This window comes from Pseudonocardia sp. TMWB2A, from assembly GCF_017312135.1.
This window is the reverse complement of record NZ_QKQY01000002.1, coordinates 95,644-115,633: the sequence shown is the minus strand read 5'-3', so window position 1 is coordinate 115,633 and position 19,990 is coordinate 95,644. Positions and strand designations below refer to the sequence as shown.

Below are 19,990 nucleotides of genomic sequence, written 5' to 3'. Positions count from 1 at the left end.
GGGTCAGGTCCGGGCGACGACGCCGGCGTCGTCGCGCAGCCCGGACCGGAGCGTCTCGGTCATCAGCCACGAGCAGACCATCGACACCAGCGCGATCCCGACGACGTAGCCGGCGACGGCGTAGAGCGACCCGGTCAGCGCGACGAGCGCGGTGCACAGCAGCGGCGCGAGGCCGCCCAGGATCGACGCGATCTGGTAGGCCAGCGACGCCCCCGAGTACCGCATGCTGGTGGAGAACTGCTCGGCGAAGAACGCCGACTGCGGCCCGTACACCGCCGAGCGCGCCACCTGCACGACCAGCCCGCCCAGCAGGAACAGCCAGATGCTGCCGGTCGACACGAGCCAGAAGTACGGCACCGCGAACACCGCGAGCAGCGCCATCCCGCCGACGAACATCGGACGCCGCCCGATCCGGTCCGACAGCAGCCCGAACGCCATGATCAGCGGGATGTCCGACAGCGACAGCACCGAGTTCGCCGCGAGGATCGTCGTGCGGTCGTAGGACAGGGACTGCGTCGCGTAGGTGACCAGCCAGACCGAGGAGACGTAGAACGTCGAGTTCGTCGCGAGGAACGACCCGGCGGCGAGCAGGATCTCCTTCGGATAGGTGCGCAGCGCCTCCAGCACCGGCATCCGGTTCGCGGCCTTCTCGTCCATCGCCTTCCGGAACACCGGCGACTCGTGGACGCCGAGCCGGATCCACATCCCGACCCCGATCAGCGCGATGCTGGCGAGGAACGGCACCCGCCAGCCCCACGCCAGGAACTGCTCGTCGGTGAGCGTCGCGGACAGCACCGCGAACGTCGCCGTCCCCAGCACCAGGCCGAGCGGCACACCGACCTGCGGCCAGCTGCCGTAGAACCCGCGCCGGTGCGACGGGGCGTGCTCGACGGCCATCAGCGCCGCACCGCCCCACTCGCCGCCGACGCCGAACCCCTGCAGGAACCGCAGCGTCACCAGCAGGACCGGAGCCCAGACGCCGAGCGTGTCGTAGCCGGGCAGCAGGCCCATCCCGACGGTCGCCGCGCCCATCAGGAGCAGCGAGTAGACGAGCATCGGTTTCCGGCCGACCCGGTCGCCGAAGTGCGCGAACACCGCCCCGCCGAGCGGGCGGGCGATGAACCCGACGGCGAACGCGCCGAACGCGGACAGGGTGCCGGTGACGGGGTCGACCGACGGGAAGAACACCTGGTTGAACACCAGGGCCGCGGCCGTGCCGAAGATGAAGAAGTCGTACCACTCGATGGTGGTGCCGACCAGGCTGGCGGTGGCGACCTTCCGGGAGGACCGGAGTGCGGGTCCCGGCGACGCCGGCGGGACGGTGGAGGACATGCGCCCTGACGCTAAGGGGTCGTCCGATTCGTGTCGAGACGCACGAGTGGTCCGGTCGGCCGGCGTTCAGGCCCGGGTGCGACGGGTGGAGAGCACCCCCGCGACGAGCACGACGACGAGCCCGGCCACCGGGACGACCAGCAGCCCGACCCGCAGCGACGTCGCGTCGGCGACCAGCCCGACCACCGGCGGTGACACCAGGAACCCCACCCGCATCAGCCAGGTGACGATCGTCAGCCCGGTCCCCGGCGCCAGCCCCGGCAGGTGGTCGGCGGCGGTCATCGCGGCCGGGACGAGCGTCGCCACCCCGAACCCGGCGAGACCGAACCCGGCGACGGTCCCGGGCACCGTCGGGAACGCCAGCGCGAGCCCCATCCCGGCGAGCACCAGCCCGCCGCCGGCGCGGGCCACCGCGCGCTGGCCGAACCGGTCGACCATCCGGTCACCGATCAGCCTGCCGACGAACTGGCAGCCCTGCAGCGCCACGAACCCGAGCCCGGCGACGGCCGCACCGGCCCCGAGCCCCTGCAGGTACACCGCCGCCCAGGTCGCGCCGGAGTCCTCGACCAGGGTGCCGGAGATCGCGACCAGCCCGAACACGGCGAGCAGCGCCACGGTGCGGGGGCCGAGCCCGGTCCAGGGCCGCCGCGGCGGTGCACCGTCGGCCGCGTCGGGGGCCGGGCGGTCGTCGCCGTCGGCGCCGCGCAGCAGCAGCGGGTACACCGCGACCGCGATCACCACCGACAGCAGCGACGACACCCCCAGGTGCACCGGCAGCGCCAGCCCGATCCCGGCGGCGGCCGAGCCCATCAGCCCGCCCGCGACCGCGCCGACCGACCAGAGCGCGTGGAACCCGTTGAGGATCGACCGGCCGTAGCGGCGCTGCACCCGCAGCCCGTGCGCGTTCTGCGCGACGTCGACGACGGCGTCGGACGCCCCGACCAGCAGCATCGCCGTGGCGAACAGCGCCCAGGACGGCGCGAACCCCACCAGCACGACGCCGAGCGCGATCACCGCCATCCCGAACGAGGCCACCTTCGCCGAGGTGAACCGGGCGATGAGCGGGCCCGCGGTCAGCCCGGCCAGCAGCGCCGCGAACGGCATCGCGGCCACCGCCAGCCCGAGCTGGGTGTTGGACAGGCCGAGGTCGGCCTTGATCTGCGGGAAGCGGGGCAGCAGGTTGGCGTAGACCAGGCCGTTGGTGAGGAAGACCAGGGCCACCGCCGCCCGGGCCCGTCGTTCCGTCCGGCCCGCCTCGACTGCCACCACGGGCCCATCATGCGGGACCGGCCGGGCACCGGCGGGCCGCGGGGTCAGGTGTGGCGTTCCAGCAGCCGCAGCACCGCCCGTTCGACGGCGACCCGGCTGCGGTGCTCGTCGGCGCCGCGCGGGATGCGGCGCAGCCCGGCCGCGACCGTGTGGCCCTCCTCGAAGGCCCGCACCACGCGCGGGTCGACGTAGCTGCTGCGGGCGACGGCCGGGGTGTTGCCCAGCGCCCGGGCGACCTGGCGCATCGCGGCGGCCTCGGCCCGCTTCAGCGCGGTCGCGGACAGCTCGGCGCCCCCGGCGGAGCCGTGCTCGGCGAACGCGACCGCGGCGACGACGGTGGCGTTCCAGGTCCGCAGGTCCTTCGCGGTGTGCGCGGCGTCGGTGAGCGAGCGGAAGTGGTCGTTGACGTCGTCGGAGCGGATCTCGCGCCAGCGCCGCCCGTCGCGGTGGACGAGGAAGCGGTCGCCGTCCGGGCGGGCCCGGCGCAGCGCCTGCACCAGGCGGACCAGGCCGTCGTCGCGGATCCGGACGCGCCGGTGGATGCCGCCCTTGGCGGTGTAGGAGAACTCGCAGCCGCCACCGCGCAGCCGGACGTGCTCGCGGCGCAGCGTCGACAGCCCGAAGGTGCCGTTCTCCTCGGCGTACTGCTCGCCGCCGGTGCGGAACACCCCGAGGTCGAGGATGCGCATCGCCCCGCCGAGCACCCGGTCGCGACCGGTCCCGCGGCCGTCGAGGGCGCGCTGCACGCGCTCACGGAAGCGGGGCAGCCTGCGGGCGAGCTCGAGCACGCGGTCGTGCTTCTCGGTGTCGCGGTCGGCGTGCCAGCGCGGGTGGTAGACGTACTGGCGGCGGCCCGCGTCGTCGTAGCCGACGGCCTGGATGTGGTCGCGTTCCCGCTCGGAGATCCACACGTCCCGCCAGGCGGGCGGGATCACCAGCTCCTCGATCCGGGCCCGCACCGGCGCGGCGACGGCGGCGCCGGTCGCGTCGTGGTAGCTGAACCCCCGTCCCCGACGACGGCGGGTGAGGCCGCCGCGGTACGGGATCGCCCTGGTCAGTCGCACGCCGGGGGATACCCGCCGCGCGCCGGGATCATCCCCGCAGCGAGTTGATCTTCACCGCGGTGCGCAGCGCCCCGGACATGCCCTTGTAGGCACCGTTGCGGGCGGTGTCGCGGACGTTGCGCAGTTGAGCGCGACGCTCGCGGCCCGCGCTGCTCCACGCCAGCAGCGACCGGCCCCAGGAGTCCTTCGCGAGCTCCTTCGCGCCGGCCTCGCGGGCGAGCAGCGCCCACCGGTCGCCGAAGTCGTCCAGCCCGTCGCGGTAGGCGAACACCGCGGGCCGGACGTAGGCCATGCCCGGGTGCTGGCGGCCCATCCGGGGGGCGTAGTCGGCGATGACCTTGTCCAGGCACTCGAACCGGCGCTGCCGGTTGGAGCTGATCGACCCGGTGCGCATCAGGCGCATGTCGAGCAGCCAGCGGCGGGTGCCCCACATCAGCGGGTAGTTCGAGCCGGCGGCGATCCGCAGCCACATCTCGAAGTCCACCGCGGAGGGCAGCGAGCAGTCGAAGCCGCCGACCTGGTCGAAGCAGGCCCGGCGGATCATCAGCGAGCTGCCGTTGTGCGGCGGGTTGTTCTCCACCAGCTGCTTGTCGATGTCGACCCGGCCCGACGGCTGCCAGCGCAGCGCCACGACCTGCCCGGACTCCAGCATCACGCGGGTGTGGCAGTACGCCATCCCGACCCCGGGCGGGGCGGTGTGCATGGTCTCGAGCATGTGCGAGAGGAACTCGGGGTGCCAGCGGTCGTCACCGTCGAGGAACGCGACGAAGGGGGCGGCGCTCTCGGCCAGCGCGCGGTTGCGCGCCGCGCCCGAGCCGCCGTTCTCCACCTGGATCAGCCGCACCCGCGGGTCGCGCTCGGCGCGCGAGCGGACGACGTCGGCGGTGTCGTCGGTCGACCCGTCGTCGACGACGAGGTACTCGAACCGGGACTCGGTCTGCGCGAGCACCGAGTCGATGGCCTCACCGATCCACGGACCGACGTTGTAGGCCGGCGTGATCACAGTGACGAGAACGTGGGGGTTCCGCACGATCGGCACAGTCGGTGCTCCTTCCGGGGTGCGCCCGTCTTCGGCGCCGTCGGCCCCGCATTCACCGTAAGGGGTGACGCAGAGCATTCGGCACGCCCTCGACCGAGGCCCTGCTGCGGGCATTCCTCGCGAATGGCAACGAGCGTGCGCACTGTTGGTGACGTCCGTGCGGCATCCGGGGTTGCCCGGTGCGGCCGGGCCACCCGGTCCGGGGCCGGTGCGCCGGGTGGTGGGAGAGGGTCGCTATCGTCCGGAGAATGTCGTTCGACGCACGGGTGATGCTGTCCCGACGGCTCCGGTTCCTGCCGCACCGCGCCTTCGCGATGGCCCACCACGCCCTGTTCCAGGGGGAGCTGACGACGTTCCGGCGGCCGCGGACCTGGTCCCAGCTGCTCGCGAAGAAGAACCTCGACGACCAGCCCGAGCTGGTGCACGTCACCGCGGACAAGTACGCCGTCCGGGAGCACGTCGCCGAGCGGATCGGGGCCGAGCACCTCATCCCGCTCATCCAGGTGGTCGAGCGGCCCGAGGACCTCGACCTGGAGGCCCCCGCGGGTCCCTACGTCGTCAAGGGCACCCACGGCTGCGACATGACGATCCTGGTGCGCCACCCGGCCGCCGCTGATCACGCGAAGATCCGCTCGACGGTCGCCCGCTGGCTGCGCACCGACTTCTTCACCCACGGCTGGCGCGAGCGCCCCTACGAGGGGCTCACCCCGCGCGCCGTCGTCGAGGAGATGATCGGCGACGGCACCAAGCCGCCCGCCGACTACAAGTTCTTCGTCTTCCACGGCGAGCCCGCGATGGTCGTCATCGACCAGGACCGCTTCGTCGCCCACACCTCGACGATGCTGCACCCGGACTGGGTGCCGTTCCGGATCTCCGGGCGCTTCTCCCAGGCCGACGCGCTGCCGGAGAAGCCCGCGTCCTACGAGCGGATGCTGGAGATCGCCCGCGCGCTGGGCAAGGACTTCACCTTCGCCCGCGTCGACCTCTACGACGTCGACGGCCACGTCTACTTCGGCGAGATCACCCACAACCCGGGCGGCGGGCTCGTCCGGCTGCGGCCCCGCGCCTTCGACCGGGCGCTGGGGAACCTGTGGCGCAACGGGACCCCGATCCCGGAGAAGTTCATCCAGCGCTCCTGACCGGGCTCTCGGGTCCACCCGGGCTCTCGTACGGGCCCCGGACGTCGCCTCCACCGGAGCCTTCGCGCGTTTCCCCGGGGCGGTGCACCTCGGAGGGCCCGTGCACCCACCGGGCTCCGCCTGCGTCCGGGCTCGTGCACCCGCCGGGCGTGCACCGGCTGGGCCTCGCTTGCTCCCCGGCCTGTGCGTTTCACCGGGCGCGCACCCATCCGGCTCCACCCATGCGCCGAGTCCGCGCACCCACCGGGCGTGCACGGACCGGTCTCGTGCATGCACCCGGCTGGTCCGGTCACCGGGCTCGTCCACTCACCGGGCTCGCGCACTCACCGGGCTCCTGCACACCGGACGCCCGCACTCACCGGGTTCTCGCGCAGCCCCTCGTCCTGCCCCGCCCTCGCCGCTGCACACCCTCCGCCCCACCCGTCCGCCCCACCCGTCCGCCCCACGCCCGCCCACCTGTCCGCCGCGCCGAGCCCCGACGACCCCGTGGCGACCCGCCGCCGGCCGCGGCACCCCACGCGACGGTCGCCGTGCGTCGTCGCGGGTCGCCGCACCTCCACACCCCTTCGCGGGCAGTCACACCCTCTGCAACAGGTGTGGCTGCCCATGAAGGGGTGTGCCCCCTGCTCCGGTCCCCGAGGTGCTGTCGTGGCCGTCGTCGAGGCGGAGCCGGGATGTGAGCCGTGGAGAGCGTGCGACGACGGCGCCCGCCGCCGATCGATCAGTACCTGAGCGTTGCCGACGCCTGGTCGGACAGCGCTCACGTACCGATCGACAGGTCTGTCGCGCACGTCGCCCGGCGGGGCGCTCCTCGGCGCGTGGGTGAGGACCGCCCCCGTCGGGCGGCGTGCGATTCCGCGGGGTGCGGACGACCCGGGCCGTCCGGCGGGGGCCCGGCCGCATCGCTGCAGCCGGCGAGGTCGCCCTCGCCCGGCCTGCCGCACCGCTGACGAGGTCGTCGCACCCCACGCGGCGGGTGCGACGACCTCGCGAGGGTGCGACAGGGCCGCCGGGCCGGGCCGGGGACAAGGGTGGGCCGGGGACCGGCGTGCCGTGTTGTGTCGCGGCGCGGCCTCGCGGCTGTGGTCGCCGGCGAGCAGAAGAAGCTGGTGGCCGTTGCCCCGGGTGGCCGGCGGACCGTGGGCCGGTCTGCCGCCCGGAAGCCCGGAGTTCACTGGTCGAAGCCCCGGAAGCCGGAAGCTCGGGTGGTTCGGAGCCCCGGAAGCCGGAAGCTCGGGTGAATCGGAGCCCCGGGAGCCCGGAGCTCGGTGGATCGGAGCCCCCGGAGGCCCGGAGCTCGGTGGTTCGGAGCCCCCGGAAGTCCGAAGCTCGGTGGTTCGGAGCCCCCGGAAGTCCGAAGCTCGGTGGTTCGGAGCCCCCGGAAGCCCGGAGCTCGGTGGTTCGGAGCCCCCGGAAGCCCGGAGCTCGGTGGACCGGAGCCCCCGGAAGCCGGAAGCTCGGGTGCATCGGAGCCCCGGAAGTCCGGAGCCCCGCGGCTCCGAGCCCGAGCCCCCTGAGCCAGGGAGCGCCGGAGCCCGCTGTACCGCGGGTCAGTCGCGGACGCGGGGGAACTCGTGGGTCCGCGCCTCCGGCCCACCGATGGGCCGGGTGTCGTCGTCCCGGTCGAGGGGATCCGGGCCGTCCGGGGTGGTGACGCCGCCGTCGCCGGGCGGGTGCGGCGGGACCGGCTGGCGCAGCCAGCGCACCACCGACGGCAGGAAGACGATCGCCAGGACCAGCTCACCCGCGAGCCACATCCAGCCGACGGCGTCGACCCCGAGCATCGGGGCGAACAGCGGGATCCCGCCGAGGACGATCGCGCAGTGCACGAGCTGCTGAACGGCCAGGGGGAAGGTGCGGTTCGCGAGACGGGACTTCGTCATCCACATCGTCACGATCACGCGCGGGAACATCGAGGCCATCAGCAGCTGCAGCAGCGTCGTGGAGTTCTCGACGTACTGCGGCCCGTAGAACCACAGCAGCAGCGGCGCGGCCAGCGCGATGACCAGCGACGCGGGCCACACCAGCAGGCAGATCCGCCGCAGCACCGCCCGGGCGAACACGTGCGCGTGCGCCGGGTTCCGGGAGCCCTCCACGACCAGTGCCGAGGTGATCGCCATCGACAGCATGCTCATGGCGAGGAAGACCGTCTGGGCCGGCAGCAGGTAGGCACTGGCCGCCTGGCTGATCGTCATGACCACCAGGACCGGCAGGAACGACGACATGGCCTGGTTGAACACCTGGCCCAGGTAGTCGCCGCCCATGTAGCGGGCGAGCGTGGCGCGGTCCGGGGCGCCCGCGTCGTCGCGGTCCGCGGTCTCGGCGGTGTGCCGGGGGAGCAGCCGCCGGGAGATCAGGAGGGTGAACGGCACCAGCAGCGCGATGACCGGCGCGCTCCAGGAGGTGAACACGCCGTCGGACACCGAGGTGAACGCGACGACCACGAGCAGCCCGAGCTTCACGACGCCGTAGACGCCGTTCTCCAGCACCACCCACATCGCCGAGCGCAGCCCGGTGAGGACCTGGTCCTGCAGGTTGAAGATGGACCACGCGGCGGTCGAGACCACGAACCACGCGGCGAAGCCGGGGGAGACGTGCAGCGGGTCGCCGGGCGCGTAGGCGAAGTGGCAGTATGTCATGACCGCGGCCGAGCCGACGACGGCCATCGCGGCGCTGATCCCGTACGCGAGCCGCACCAGCGACCGCGAGTCGCGTCCGGCCGTCGGGAGGAAGCGGATGAGGGCCTGACCGAAGTTCAGCGAGGTCAGGACCGAGATCAGCATCATCAGGTTGACCATGGCGTTGCCACGGCCGACGTCCTCGGTGCTGAACACGCGCGCGGCGAAGACCCAGTAGAGCAACCCGAAGCCGGAGTTGACGACGGTGTTGAGCATCAGGGCGTACGCGTTGCGGTAGAGCGGGTTGCCCATCTCGCGGCGGACCGAGCGGACCCGGCCGGCGACCATCTCCCCGACGCTCATCGCGCGCACCACCGGACGGCGGCGCGGGAGGTCCCGCTGAGTGCGTGCACACCACCACGCTAACCAGGGGTCGACCACCCGGGTGCCCGGGGGAGGGGCGCCGGACGGCCCGTCACCGGCCGGGTCGGACACCGCGGACATACACACCCCGTCGCGCTCCGCAACCCCTGCGCTACGGTTCATTTCTTCCGGTGACCTGATGAACCGAAGGGGGTCTGCGTGCGTATCGCCTGCGCAGGAGGTGGGCCGGCCGGTCTGTACCTGGCGGTCCTCGCCAGGCTCCGGTCCGGTGGACGCGACGAGGTCGTCGTGCACGAACGCAACGAGGCGGGGCGGACCCACGGGTTCGCCGTCACCTACGGCGAGGACATGCTCGACGACGCGTTCCGCAACGACCCCGAGGGCGGTGAGGCCCTGCGTCGCGCGTCGCGGCTGTGGAACGCCCAGGAGATCCGGGTCGCCGACCACCGCCCGGTGCACGTCGGCGGCAAGTACGGCTACGCGATCGCCCGCGTCGACCTGCTCGACGTGCTGGCGCGCCGGGCCGAGCAGCTGGGCGTGAAGATCGAGTACGGCTCCCCGGTCGACCGTGCGGACCTCGACGCCGACCTGGTCGTCGCCTCCGACGGCGTCGGCAGCCGGATCCGCACCGCGCGCGCCGAGCACTTCGGCACCACCGTCGACGAGGGGACGAACCCCTACGTCTGGCTCGGCGCCGACAGCGACTCCGACACCTTCGTCTGGGACTTCCAGCCGACCGACGCGGGCTGGATGTGGATCCACCTCTACCCGTCGTCGAACGGGGTCAGCACCTGCATCGTCGAGTGCGAGCCCGACACCTGGGAGGCGCTGGGCCTGGACCACATGTCCGGGGCCGAGGCCGTCCGGCTCGTCGAGTCGGTCTTCCACCGCACGCTGGCCGGGCGCCGGCTCATCGAGCCCCTCGGCGGGCTCGGGGACAAGCCCTGGCTGCGCTTCCGCGAGGTCCGCAACCGGACCTGGCGCGACGGCGACCTCGTGCTGGCCGGCGACGCCGCGCACACCACGCACTTCGGGATCGGCTCGGGCACCGTGCTGGCCATGCAGGACTCGATGGGTCTGGTCGACGCCCTCTACGGCGTCGCGGGCCAGACGGCCGCGGCCGACCTGACCTGCCCGAACGGCCGCGGCGCCGCACTGTCGGCCTACGACGCCCGCCGGCGCGCGGAGATCGGCCCGATCCAGGACGCCGCCCGCCGCAACATGCAGTGGTTCGAGCAGGCCGGACGCCAGCTCGAGCAGGTCACCGACCCCGTCGAGTTCGCCTGGTCGCTCACCGACCGCCGGGGCGACATGGGCCGCATCCACCGCACCCTGCACCGCGCCACCCAGGTGCCCGCGCTGCGTCAGGTGCGGCGCGGTCTGACCACCGCCCGCCGCGTCCGGCGGTCGGCCCTGCGCGGTCGGCAGAGCTGAGTTCCGCCGCGAAACCGCTCGCCGACGGCATGCGCACCGTCACCGATCGTGGCCGGACCCGGTGTCCACACAGGTCCGCCACGTTCGTAGGGTCGTTGCGTCCCAGATCGATGACATCCGATGGAGGTCCGGTGTGAAGATCGTGGTCGTCGGTGGTGGACCGGCCGGTCTGTACTTCTCGATCCTGGCCCGGCTCCGGTCGGGCGGGCAGGACGAGATCGTCCTCGCGGAGCGCAACGCGCCCGGCACGGCCTCCGGCTTCGCGGTCACACTCGGTGAGGACATCCTCGACGAGCTCTTCCGCACCGACCCCCTCGGCGCCGAGAAGGTGCGGGCCGCGGCGCACGTGTGGGACTCCCAGGTCGTGGAGGTCTCCGGGCGTCCGGTGCATCTCGGCGGCCGCTACGGCTACTCCATCGGCCGCGCGCGGCTGCTGGAGGTGCTGGCAGAGCGGGCCCGCCAGGTCGGCGTGAAGCTGATGTTCGACACGGCCGTCGCCGCGGACGGTGACACCGCGAACGACCCGCTGACCGCCGACGCGGACGTCGTCGTCGCCGCCGACGGGGTCGGGTCCGCGATCCGCGCCGCCCGGGCCGACGTCTTCGGCACGCGGGTCGCCCACGGCTCCAACCGCTACGTCTGGTTCGGCACGAGCAAGCCGTTCCGGCCGTTCACCTTCGCGTTCGAGAAGACCCACGCCGGCTGGATCTGGTTCCACGCCTACCCCGCCGCGGACTGCGTGAGCACCTGCATCGTGGAGTGCACGCCGGAGACCTGGACGGGCCTGGGGCTGGACACGATGGCGCCCGACGAGGCCATGCGGATGCTCGAGGGCGTCTTCGCCCGCTCGCTCGACGGGCACTCGCTGATCGCCCCGCCCGGCATGGGGTCCTCGCCGTGGCTGCAGTTCCGCGAGGTCCGGAACATGTCCTGGCGCGACGGCAACGTCGTCCTCGCCGGCGACGCGGCCCACACCACGCACTTCGCCATCGGCTCGGGCACCGTGCTCGCCGTCGCCGACTCGATCGCGCTGGCCGAGGAGCTCTACCCGCGCGGCACCCGCGGCACCGACGACGTCGAGGCCGCCCTCGCCGGGTACGACGCGCGTCGCCGCGCCGCGATGGCGCCCATCCAGCGGATGGCCCGGGCGAGCATGGAGTGGTTCGAGACCGTCCCCGAGCGCCTCGAGGGCGCCGACGACGCGCTGGCCTTCTCCTGGTCGCTGCTCGACCGCCGGCAGGACCAGGGCCGGCTCAACGAGCGTCTGCACCGTGCGACGCAGGTCGAGCCGGTCCGTCAGGTCCGCCGCAGGCTGACCGCGGCCCGCCGGGTCCGCCGGGCGCTGGCCCGCGGGGAGATCACCCCCCGCGAGGCCCTGCAGCGCTGACCCGTGGCCCGGCGGGGCCGGCTCAGTCCCGGTCCCGCCCGGCCCCGGAGCCCTCCCGCTCCTCGCGCGCGAGGAAGGAGTGCTTGCGCCCGTAGACGGCGTAGACCACCAGGCCGAGCAGCAGCCAGCCGACGAACCGGATCCACGTGTCCAGGTTCAGGTTCAGCATCAGGTAGAGGCACGCGATCGCGGTGATCGCCGGCGCCACCGGAGAGAACGGCACCTTGAACGGCCGGTCGAGGTCGGGGCGGGTCCGGCGCAGCACCGGCACCGCGATCGCCACGATGATCATCGCCGAGAGCGCGCCGATCGACACCATGTCGGCCAGTGCGGTGATCGGGGTGAACGCCGCGATCACCGCGCAGACGACACCACCGATGATCGTCATGCGGTGCGGGGTGCCCCACTTCGGGTGCGCGGTGCCGATGGCCTTCGGCAGCAGACCGTCGCGACCCATCGCGAAGCCGATCCGGCCGATCGTCACGAGCTCCACCATCATCACCGAGGTCAGCCCGGTGACCGCGCCGAGCGCGATCAGCGCGCCCACCCACGGCAGCCCGACGCCGGCGAACGCCGACGCCAGCGGGGCGCCGGTGTCGATCTCGGTGTAGGGGACCATCCCGGTGAGCACGATCGAGACGCCCACGTAGAGCACCGCGCAGATGGCGAGTGCGCCGAGCAGACCGATCTTCAGGTCGCGGTTGGGACGCTTCGCCTCCTCACCGAGGTTGGCCAGCGCCTCGAACCCGGTGTAGGCGAAGAAGACCACCGCGGCCGCGGTGAGCATGCCGCCGACGCCGAACACGGTCGGCGCGAGCCCGAACACCCCGGAGATGATCGGCTGGGTGAACACCGAGCCGCCGCCCTCGGGCGCCTGCGCCGGCGGGATGAACGGCTGCAGGTTGGCCGGGTCGATGTAGAACACGCCCACGGCCAGGATCAGCACGCAGACCGCGAGCTTCACCAGGACCAGCAGGTTCGTCAGCCGCGCCGACTGCTGGATGCCCGCGACCGCGACGACGGTCAGCACCGCGATGATCAGCACCGCGCCGACGTTGACCGTCGCCTCCTCCCCGAACCACGCCGTCGGCAGCCCGAACAGCGACGCCAGGTAGCCCGACCAGCTCCGCGAGACGACGGCGAGGCCGAGGCCGAACTCCAGCAGCAGGTCCCAGCCGATGATCCAGGCGAAGACCTCGCCGAGGGTGGCGAAGGCGTAGGTGTAGGCCGAGCCCGCCGTCGGGACCGAGGAGGCCAGCTCGGCGTAGCAGACGGCGGCGAGCCCGGCGACGACCGCGCCGATCAGGAACGACAGCGTGACCGCGGGCCCCGCGTGCTGCTGGGCCTCGACCCCGGCCAGGGTGAAGATCCCGGTACCGATGATGATGCCGACACCGAAACCGACCAGGTCACGGGCCTTGAGCGTGCTCTTGAGCGGCGTGCCCTGCCCGTCGCCGCCGCCGTCCTCGGACCCGTCACCGGATCTGCTCCGGGCCAGGATCCGTTCCACCGGCATCGTGCGCGTCCAGCCCACTCCGCCACCCCCACTCGTCGTCGGTCGATCGATCGTTGCGGCACGGTATGTCGGCGACGGGGTGCGGTGCCGGGCGGGGCGCGCGCAGCATCCTGAAAATCCTGTGTGAACCCTCCGTCCTCCCTGTCCGGATCGGAGTTCGGTGGTGCACCATCGAAGGCGGGACGGCCGTCCGGCCGTCCCCGACCGGAGGGGCCGTGTCCGGACCAGCGTCACGCCGTCGACGGTTCTCCCGCGCCCGTGTGGTGACCGCCGTGGCCGTCGCGGTGGCGGTCGCGGTGCCCGCGGTGTGGGGGGCCGGCGTCACCTCCGCCGGCCCGGTGGCGCGCCCCGCACACCACCAGAGCGCCCCGGCGGACCCCGACGAGGACGGCGGGGGCGCTCCCGGGCCGGGCACCCTGCGCGAGCTGCTCGCGGCGATGACCGGCTCCGCCGTCGCCGACCCGCTCGACCTCGCCCCCGGCTCGCTGCTCGTCGACCGGGAGGGCGAGGACGGCCTCACGCTGTCCTGGGCGCTGCTCGACACCGACGACGGCCGGTGGACCGGCTCGGCCGACGCCGCGACCGGCCGCTCCGAGGCCGAGTCCACGATCAAGGCGTGGCTGGCGGCGGACACCCTGCGCGCCGCCGCGCAGGCGGGCCGGCCGGTGCCGGACACTCTGCGTGCTGACATCTCCGCCGCCGTGCGCGCCTCCGACGACGACGCCGCCGAACGGCTCTACCGCGCGCTCGGCGGGGACGCGAGCACCGCGCGGCTGGAGCCGGAGTGCGGGGTGGAGGTGTCGACGTCGCGGCCGGGGTGGTGGTCCTACACCCGGGTCACCGCGCTCGACGCGGCCCGGATCCTGGCCTGCGTGCGCGACCGCGCGCCGGAGTGGCCGGGTGGGGACGCCCTGCTCGCCGACCTCGACGCCGTCACCCCCGACGGCCGTTCCGGCGTCCGTCCCGCGCTGCCCGGGGTCGTCGCGGAGAAGAACGGCTGGACCCTGCACGGTGCCGACGGGTGGAACGTGCACTGCGTCCTGGCCTGGGAGGACCGGGCCCTCGCGGTGCTCACCACCTACCCCGCCGAGCGGGGCGTCGAGTACGGCTGGACGGTGTGCCGCGACGTCGCCGGGGACGTGCTGTCCGTCTCCTGACCCACCACCCGTCGCGGGTTCTCGTATGCGAATACGTGCATGTATGGTGACCGGCATGGGTCACGGACACGGTCACGGAGGCGGCTCGGGGCACGGGCACGCCGGGGCGGGCACCGACCGCCGCCGGCTGGCGACGGCGCTGGGCGTCACGCTGGTCACGGCGGTGCTCGGTGCGGCGGGTGCGGTGTACACCGGCTCGCTGGCGCTGCTCGCCGACCTCGGGCACCTGCTGACCGACGCGGGTGCGCTGGTCGCCGCCCTCATCGCCAGCGTGCTCGCCGCACGCCCGGCGACGACGTCGCGGACCTACGGGATGGGCCGGGCCGAGGTGCTCGTCGCCGCCCTGAACGCGCTCACCCTCGTCGCGGTCGTGGTGTGGGTCGGGGTGGAGGCGGTGCAGCGGCTGTTCGAGCCGGCCGAGATCCCGGGCCTGCCGCTGCTGGTCATCGGTGTGCTCGGCCTGCTCGGGAACCTGGTGTCGCTCGCCGTCCTGGCCGGCGGCGACCGCGGCAACATGAACATGCGCGGGGCCATGCTGCACGTCCTCGGCGACGCGCTCGGCTCGGTCGGCGTGCTCGCCGCCGCCGTCGTGCTGATGACGACCGGCTGGCCCTACGCCGACACCATCGCCTCGCTGTTCATCGTCGCGCTGATCCTCCCGCGCGCGGTGTCGCTGCTGCGCGAGGCCGCACACGTCCTGCTGGAGGGCGCGCCCAAGGGCATCGACGCCCAGGACGTCAAGGCGGCGCTGCTGGCCGTCGAGGGCGTCGCCGACGTCCACGACCTGCACGTGTGGGCGATCAACGACCGCACCCCCGCGATGTCGGCGCACGTCGTCGTCGACGAGGAGGTCTCCGCGCACTGCGGGGACTCCTCGGTGCTCGACCGTGCCGGGCACGTGCTGCGTGAGCGGTTCGGGCTCGACCACTCCACCCTGCAGGTCGAGCACGCCGCGCACACCGGGCACGAGAACCACTGCGGCTGAGTCGCGGTGATCCACAGCCGCCCGGGGTGGTCCATGGCATGGCGCACCTGTTCAGCCCGTACACGTTCCACGGGATCGCGACGCCGATGACCCTGTCCCGCTCGCGCGACGACCACGCCCGGTGGCTGCGGAACATGCGCGGCCACACCCCGGGCGTCGGCCGGCCCGAGCCGCGGGCGTCCCGGTGAGCGTGCGGGCCGTCGCACCGGACGGGACCGGGATCGGGTTCGACGTCCGGGGGAGTGGCGAGCCGCTGGTCCTGCTGGCCGGGCAGGCCAACGCGCGGCACTGGTGGAGCACCGTGCGCGAGGGCCTCGCCGGGTACCGCACCGTCGCCGTCGACACCGCCGGCACCGGGACCAGCGACGACGCGGCCGACCACGACTGGAGCACCCGCCGCTTCGCCCGCGACGTCGTCGCCGTCCTCGACGCGGCCGGGATCGGTCGCGCCCACGTCTACGGCACGTCGATGGGCGGCCGGGTCGCGCAGTGGGTGGCCGCCGACCACCCCGACCGGGTCGGCGCGCTGGTGCTCGGCTGCACCACCGCGGGCGGACCCGGCACCGTCGCCCCCGACCCGGAGGTGCCGCGCCGCCTGGCCGACCCGGCGACCCACGACGGCGAGCTGCGCCGCCTCATGGCCGGCCCGCAGATCCCGGACCCGCTGCCCGTCCTCGGCGACGACACCATGAGTCCGGCGGCGCGGGCGGGCCACCGCCGCGCGAGCGCCAGGCACGACGCGTGGGACGCGGTCGCCACGATCACCGCCCCGACCCTGGTGCTGCACGGCGGCGACGACGAGCTCACCCCGCCCGACAACGGGTTCCGCCTCGCCCGGCGCATCCCCGGCGCCGAGCTCGTCGTGCTGCCCGGGGCCCGGCACGCCTACTTCCTGGAGCGGCGCGCGACCGACGAGGTGCTGACGTTCCTCGCCCGGCACCCGCTCCCGCCCGGCTGAGCAGACCGGACCAGCGGTGCCGGGCTCAGCCCGCCAGGTGCGACCAGCGCACCGACAGCTCGTCCCAGGTGCCCTCGTCGGCGACCCGCCCGCGGTCCAGCACGACCACCCGGTCCGCCCGGGCCAGCGCCGCCCGCTTCGTGCTCGCGCCGACCACGGTGCTGCCGCGGCGGCGCAGCGCCGCCCACAGCTCGATCTCGGTGCGGACGTCCAGCGCGGACGACACGTCGTCGGCGACGATGAGCTCGGCGCCGGTCGCCAGCGCCCGGGCCATCGCGACCCGCTGCACCTGCCCGCCGGACAGCCGGATGCCCCGGTGCCCGACGACGGCGTCCGGCCCGCCCGCCGCGGCCACGTCCCGGTCGAGGCGGGCGTCGCCGACCGCGTCCTGCACCGGCCGGTCGTGCCCGAGGGCGATGTTGTCGCCGAACGTGCCCGAGAGCACCCGGGGGACCTGCCCGACGTAGGCGACCTGCCCGGGACGCAGGAACGTCTGCGGATCCTCGACCGCGCGCCCGTTCCAGCGGATGACGCCCTCGTGCCCGACCAGCCCGGCCAGGCCCGCGAGCAGGCTGGACTTGCCCGACCCCACCTGGCCGGTGACCAGCACCAGCGAGCCCGCGTCGATGTCGAGGTCCACACCCTCGACGCCGATGGTGCCGTCGTCGTGCACGGCGGCGACCTTCTCCAGGCTCAGCCGCTGCAGCGGCTCGCGCTCCACCGGCTCCGGGGCCGGCGCGGCCCCGGTGGCCAGGTCGACCCCCGGCGGCAGCCGGGTCAGGTCCGCCGGACCCGCGAACGGGGCGACGGCACGCAGCCAGCGCCGCGCGATCGGGGCCTCGGTGACCGCGGCCGCGCACACCTGCCCGAGGAACCCGGCCCCGTTCAGCGTGGTCGACACCAGCAGCGCCGTCGCCAGCGGCCAGGTCCCGGCCAGGTACAGCGACCAGGTGAGCACCACCGCGCCCTGCAGCAGCACACCGGGGACACCGTCGAGCAGGGTGCGCACCCGGTACTCACGGACCGTGGCCCGGACCCGGTCACCGTCGACGGCGGCGAGGTGGGCCCGCAGCGCTCCGGTCGCGGCGGCGAGCTTCACCGTGCGCACCGACTCCAGGACCGATCCCAGCGCGGTGCCGAACCGGGCCCGGGCGTCCGCCGCGATCCGCCCGGAGCGTCCCGCGAACGGCGCCCCGATCGCCGCGACGCCCACGCAGACCAGCAGGAACCCGCCGATGACGGCGGCCGCGCGCACGTCGGCCGCCACCAGCCCGGCCACCACGACGACGATCACCGAGTTGGTGACGTCGACCCAGCGGTCCACGTAGAGGATCATCCGGTCCGAGTCCAGCGCCCGCGCCACGACCTCGCCCGCGGGGGAGCGCGGACCACGCCGCTGCATGGTCTGCCCGCGCAGCACCCCGAGCCGCAGCCGCAGCGACGTCGCCGACCACCAGCGCGGGTAGGTGCGGAACGCGACGGCGATCCACACCGGGAACAGCATCAGCACCACCGTCAGCGCGACGGCGGGCCCCCATGGCGTGCCGCCGCCCTCCAGCCCCGCGACGACGAGCCCCCACAGCCAGCCGGTGAGCACACCGGTGGCCGAGCCCAGGGTGGCGAGGGTGAACATCGACCCGCCGGCCAGCCCCCAGCGCGGGTGGGCCAGCGCCAGCCGCAGCACGACCCGCCACAACGGGGGAGCGGGCACCGGGTCCGCGGGCGGCACCGCGCGCCGGACCGCCCGGTGCAGCAGCGGTGACTCCGGCTCGGCGAGGGCCACCGCACCGTCGCGCTGCGGCGCCGTGCGCCCGGTGCCGGCCGCTCCGGTGGTTCCCGGGGTGCCGGAGGGCAGGGACCGGTCGGCGGCGAGCAGGTCGGCGTAGCGGCCGGGTTCCGAGGCCAGCTGCTCACGCTCGCCGTGCTGGACCAGGCGGCCGTCGGACAGCACCGCGACGGCGTCGGCGCGGCGGATCGTCGAGAGCCGGTGCGCCACGACGATCCCGGTGCGGCCCGCGAGCAGCGCCCGCGACGCCCGGGTCACCCGCTCCTCGGTGCGCGGGTCCATCCGCGCGGTGGCCTCGTCCAGCACGACGACGGCGACGTCGCGCACCAGCAGCCGGGCGAACGCCACCAGCTGCTCCTCGCCGGAGGACAGCGCGATCCCGCCGGTGCCGAGGCGGGTGTCCAGGCCGTCGGGCAGGGCCTCGACCCACTCGTCGAGACCCAGCGCGGCCGTCGCGGCCTCGACCGCGCTGCGCGGGACCGCGGGGTCGAACAGCGTGACGTTCTCCGCGAGCGTCGCCGCCAGGATCTCGGTGCGCTGGGTGACCACGCCGACCCCGCGGCGCAGCCCGTCCAGGTCCAGGTCGCGCACGTCGACCCCGGCCAGGAACACCTGCCCGCGCGGCGGCTCCACGGCGCGCGAGAGCACCTTGGTGACCGTCGACTTCCCCGAGCCGGTACGGCCGAGCAGCGCGCACGTCGTCCCGGCCGGCACGGTCAGGTCGATCCCGCCCAGGCGGAACCCGTCGGCGTACCCGGCGGTCAGCCCGCGCAGCTCCACCGACGCGGGCCCCGGCGGCAGCGGACGGCCGCCCTCGGGCTCCCGCTCGGTCTCCAGCAGCGACGACACCCGGGTGAGCGCGCCCAGACCGGCCTGGATGTCGGGCATCCGGTCGACGACCGCGTCGATCTGCCCGACGAACGCGGTGACCAGCAGCCACAGCGTGACCAGCGCGGCGATCCCGCCCGGGTCGCCGGCGACCAGCCACACCCCGCCGAGCGCGAGCGCCCCGAGCAGCGCGTGCGCGACGGTGCCCGTCCGCAGCCCGAGCCGGGTCGCGATCCGGCACACCTCGTGGGTGCGCGCGACGACCGTCGCCGCCCGGCGGGCGAACCCGGCGACCACGTGCGGCTGGCCCAGCGAGGTGCGCACGTCGTCCTGCCCGGCGACCGCCTCCTCCAGCTGCGCCGCGTGGTCCGACCAGGCCGTCTCCTCGGCGACCTTGGCCCGCGCGATCTGCGGCGTCAACGGCCGCGCCACCAGCACGATCACGGCGGCGACCAGCGGGAACACGACGAACGCCGGCCAGAACACCAGCCCGGCGACGATCCACGCGACGACCGAGCGCAGCAGCGAGCGGCCGGTCTCCCAGCCGATCCGCCGGATGAGCTGGGCGAGCTGGCGGCAGTCGTCGTCGACCCGGTCGAGGAGCTCACCGACCGCCTGGTCCTCCAGCGCGGGCAGCGGCTGCGCCAGCGCGGACCCCACGAGGTCCGACCGCAGCCTGCCCTCCGCGCGCCCGACCACCCCGGAGAACAGGACCCGGCCCAGGGTGTCCAGCAGCGCGGCGCCCAGCAGCAGCGCGGCCAGCACGGCGACCAGGGTGGCCGTCGGCCCGCTCACCACCGCCCCCACCACGGTCGCCGCCGTCGCCTCCGCCACCGCGGCCACCACCGCGGCGCCCACCGCCACGACCGACACCGGTCCACCCAGCCGACGCCAGGACAGCGCGCGCACCCTCGACACCCCCGACGAGACCGCGCTACGGGATCTCCGGGCGCCGTCGGTGATCGACGGTAATCGCGACCCCCGACAGAATCGCCCGGTTTTCGGCGGCCCTGCCCCCGATCGCCCGGTCGAAACCGGATCGGGCCGTGCCCCACCCGAAGCGGTCGACAACGCCCCGAGGGGGCGCGGCCGGG

General features: G+C 74.4%; 14 protein-coding genes. 7 read left to right on the top strand and 7 right to left on the bottom strand.

What is annotated here, in order from left to right; translation table 11 throughout:
- Nucleotides 1-3: 3 nt before the first annotated feature.
- From DMP17_RS14840 to DMP17_RS14825, 4 genes are all read right to left on the bottom strand, one after another.
- A complete protein-coding gene (locus DMP17_RS14840; protein WP_226356431.1) occupies nt 4-1,332 on the bottom strand; it encodes an MFS transporter in 1,329 nt (442 codons plus the stop codon).
- Nucleotides 1,333-1,398: 66 nt separating this feature from the next.
- Entirely contained in the window at nt 1,399-2,601 is a 1,203-nt protein-coding gene (locus tag DMP17_RS14835) for an MFS transporter (RefSeq protein WP_337829834.1), read from the bottom strand.
- A 44-nt stretch (nt 2,602-2,645) separates the two neighbouring features.
- The gene (locus DMP17_RS14830; RefSeq protein WP_226365535.1) at nt 2,646-3,665 is read right to left on the bottom strand and encodes a DNA topoisomerase IB; all 1,020 of its coding nucleotides are present in this window, start codon (nt 3,663-3,665) and stop codon (nt 2,646-2,648) included.
- Nucleotides 3,666-3,693: 28 nt separating this feature from the next.
- Entirely contained in the window at nt 3,694-4,704 is a 1,011-nt protein-coding gene (locus tag DMP17_RS14825) for a glycosyltransferase family 2 protein (protein WP_337829833.1), read from the bottom strand.
- Between the two features lie 248 nt (nt 4,705-4,952).
- Here DMP17_RS14825 and DMP17_RS14820 point away from each other — a divergent pair, with 248 nt between their 5' ends.
- Nucleotides 4,953-5,843: an ATP-grasp fold amidoligase family protein gene (locus DMP17_RS14820; protein WP_226356435.1), complete on the top strand. Its 891-nt coding sequence runs from the start codon at nt 4,953-4,955 to the stop codon at nt 5,841-5,843.
- Nucleotides 5,844-7,393: 1,550 nt separating this feature from the next.
- Here DMP17_RS14820 and DMP17_RS14815 read toward each other — a convergent pair.
- Nucleotides 7,394-8,824 carry a lipopolysaccharide biosynthesis protein gene (locus DMP17_RS14815; RefSeq protein ID WP_337829832.1) on the bottom strand — a complete coding sequence of 477 codons (1,431 nt, stop codon included), beginning with the start codon at nt 8,822-8,824 and terminating at the stop codon, nt 7,394-7,396.
- Between the two features lie 219 nt (nt 8,825-9,043).
- On the opposite strand from DMP17_RS14815, the gene DMP17_RS14810 reads away from it, so the two are divergent.
- Nucleotides 9,044-10,279, top strand: a complete 1,236-nt coding sequence (locus DMP17_RS14810) for an FAD-dependent monooxygenase (RefSeq protein WP_226356437.1) — start codon at nt 9,044-9,046, stop codon at nt 10,277-10,279.
- Between the two features lie 133 nt (nt 10,280-10,412).
- A complete protein-coding gene (locus DMP17_RS14805) occupies nt 10,413-11,666 on the top strand; it encodes an FAD-dependent monooxygenase (RefSeq protein WP_226356438.1) in 1,254 nt (417 codons plus the stop codon).
- 22 nt (nt 11,667-11,688) lie between these two features.
- Here the strand turns inward: DMP17_RS14805 and DMP17_RS14800 are convergent, their stop codons facing one another.
- Nucleotides 11,689-13,182, bottom strand: a complete 1,494-nt coding sequence (locus tag DMP17_RS14800) for an APC family permease (RefSeq protein ID WP_443217962.1) — start codon at nt 13,180-13,182, stop codon at nt 11,689-11,691.
- 215 nt (nt 13,183-13,397) lie between these two features.
- Between DMP17_RS14800 and DMP17_RS14795 the strand changes: the two genes are divergently transcribed.
- The 4 genes from DMP17_RS14795 to DMP17_RS14780 are packed head-to-tail and all read left to right on the top strand — an operon-like array spanning nt 13,398 to nt 16,282.
- Complete coding sequence (locus DMP17_RS14795) at nt 13,398-14,339, top strand: hypothetical protein (protein ID WP_337829830.1); 942 nt, start codon at nt 13,398-13,400, stop codon at nt 14,337-14,339.
- Nucleotides 14,340-14,394: 55 nt separating this feature from the next.
- Nucleotides 14,395-15,324: a cation diffusion facilitator family transporter gene (locus DMP17_RS14790; protein ID WP_226356441.1), complete on the top strand. Its 930-nt coding sequence runs from the start codon at nt 14,395-14,397 to the stop codon at nt 15,322-15,324.
- Between the two features lie 38 nt (nt 15,325-15,362).
- Nucleotides 15,363-15,512 (top strand): hypothetical protein, encoded by a 150-nt coding sequence (locus DMP17_RS14785; protein WP_226356442.1) that lies wholly within the window; start codon nt 15,363-15,365, stop codon nt 15,510-15,512.
- A complete protein-coding gene (locus DMP17_RS14780) occupies nt 15,509-16,282 on the top strand; it encodes an alpha/beta fold hydrolase (RefSeq protein WP_337829829.1) in 774 nt (257 codons plus the stop codon). The genes DMP17_RS14785 and DMP17_RS14780 overlap by 4 nt, the downstream gene beginning before the upstream one ends.
- A 25-nt stretch (nt 16,283-16,307) precedes the next feature.
- On the opposite strand, the gene DMP17_RS14775 is transcribed toward DMP17_RS14780, so the two are convergent.
- Nucleotides 16,308-19,805: an ABC transporter ATP-binding protein gene (locus DMP17_RS14775; RefSeq protein ID WP_337829828.1), complete on the bottom strand. Its 3,498-nt coding sequence runs from the start codon at nt 19,803-19,805 to the stop codon at nt 16,308-16,310.
- Nucleotides 19,806-19,990: the final 185 nt, after the last annotated feature.

Coding starts and splice junctions, on each gene's coding strand:
- DMP17_RS14820 (WP_226356435.1), top strand. CDS start 4,953: ATGTCGTTCGACGCACGGGTGATGCTGTCCCGACGGCTCCGGTTCCTG.
- DMP17_RS14785 (WP_226356442.1), top strand. CDS start 15,363: ATGGCGCACCTGTTCAGCCCGTACACGTTCCACGGGATCGCGACGCCG.
- DMP17_RS14840 (WP_226356431.1), bottom strand. CDS start 1,332: ATGTCCTCCACCGTCCCGCCGGCGTCGCCGGGACCCGCACTCCGGTCC.
- DMP17_RS14790 (WP_226356441.1), top strand. CDS start 14,395: ATGGGTCACGGACACGGTCACGGAGGCGGCTCGGGGCACGGGCACGCC.
- DMP17_RS14800 (WP_443217962.1), bottom strand. CDS start 13,182: ATGCCGGTGGAACGGATCCTGGCCCGGAGCAGATCCGGTGACGGGTCC.
- DMP17_RS14815 (WP_337829832.1), bottom strand. CDS start 8,824: ATGAGCGTCGGGGAGATGGTCGCCGGCCGGGTCCGCTCGGTCCGCCGC.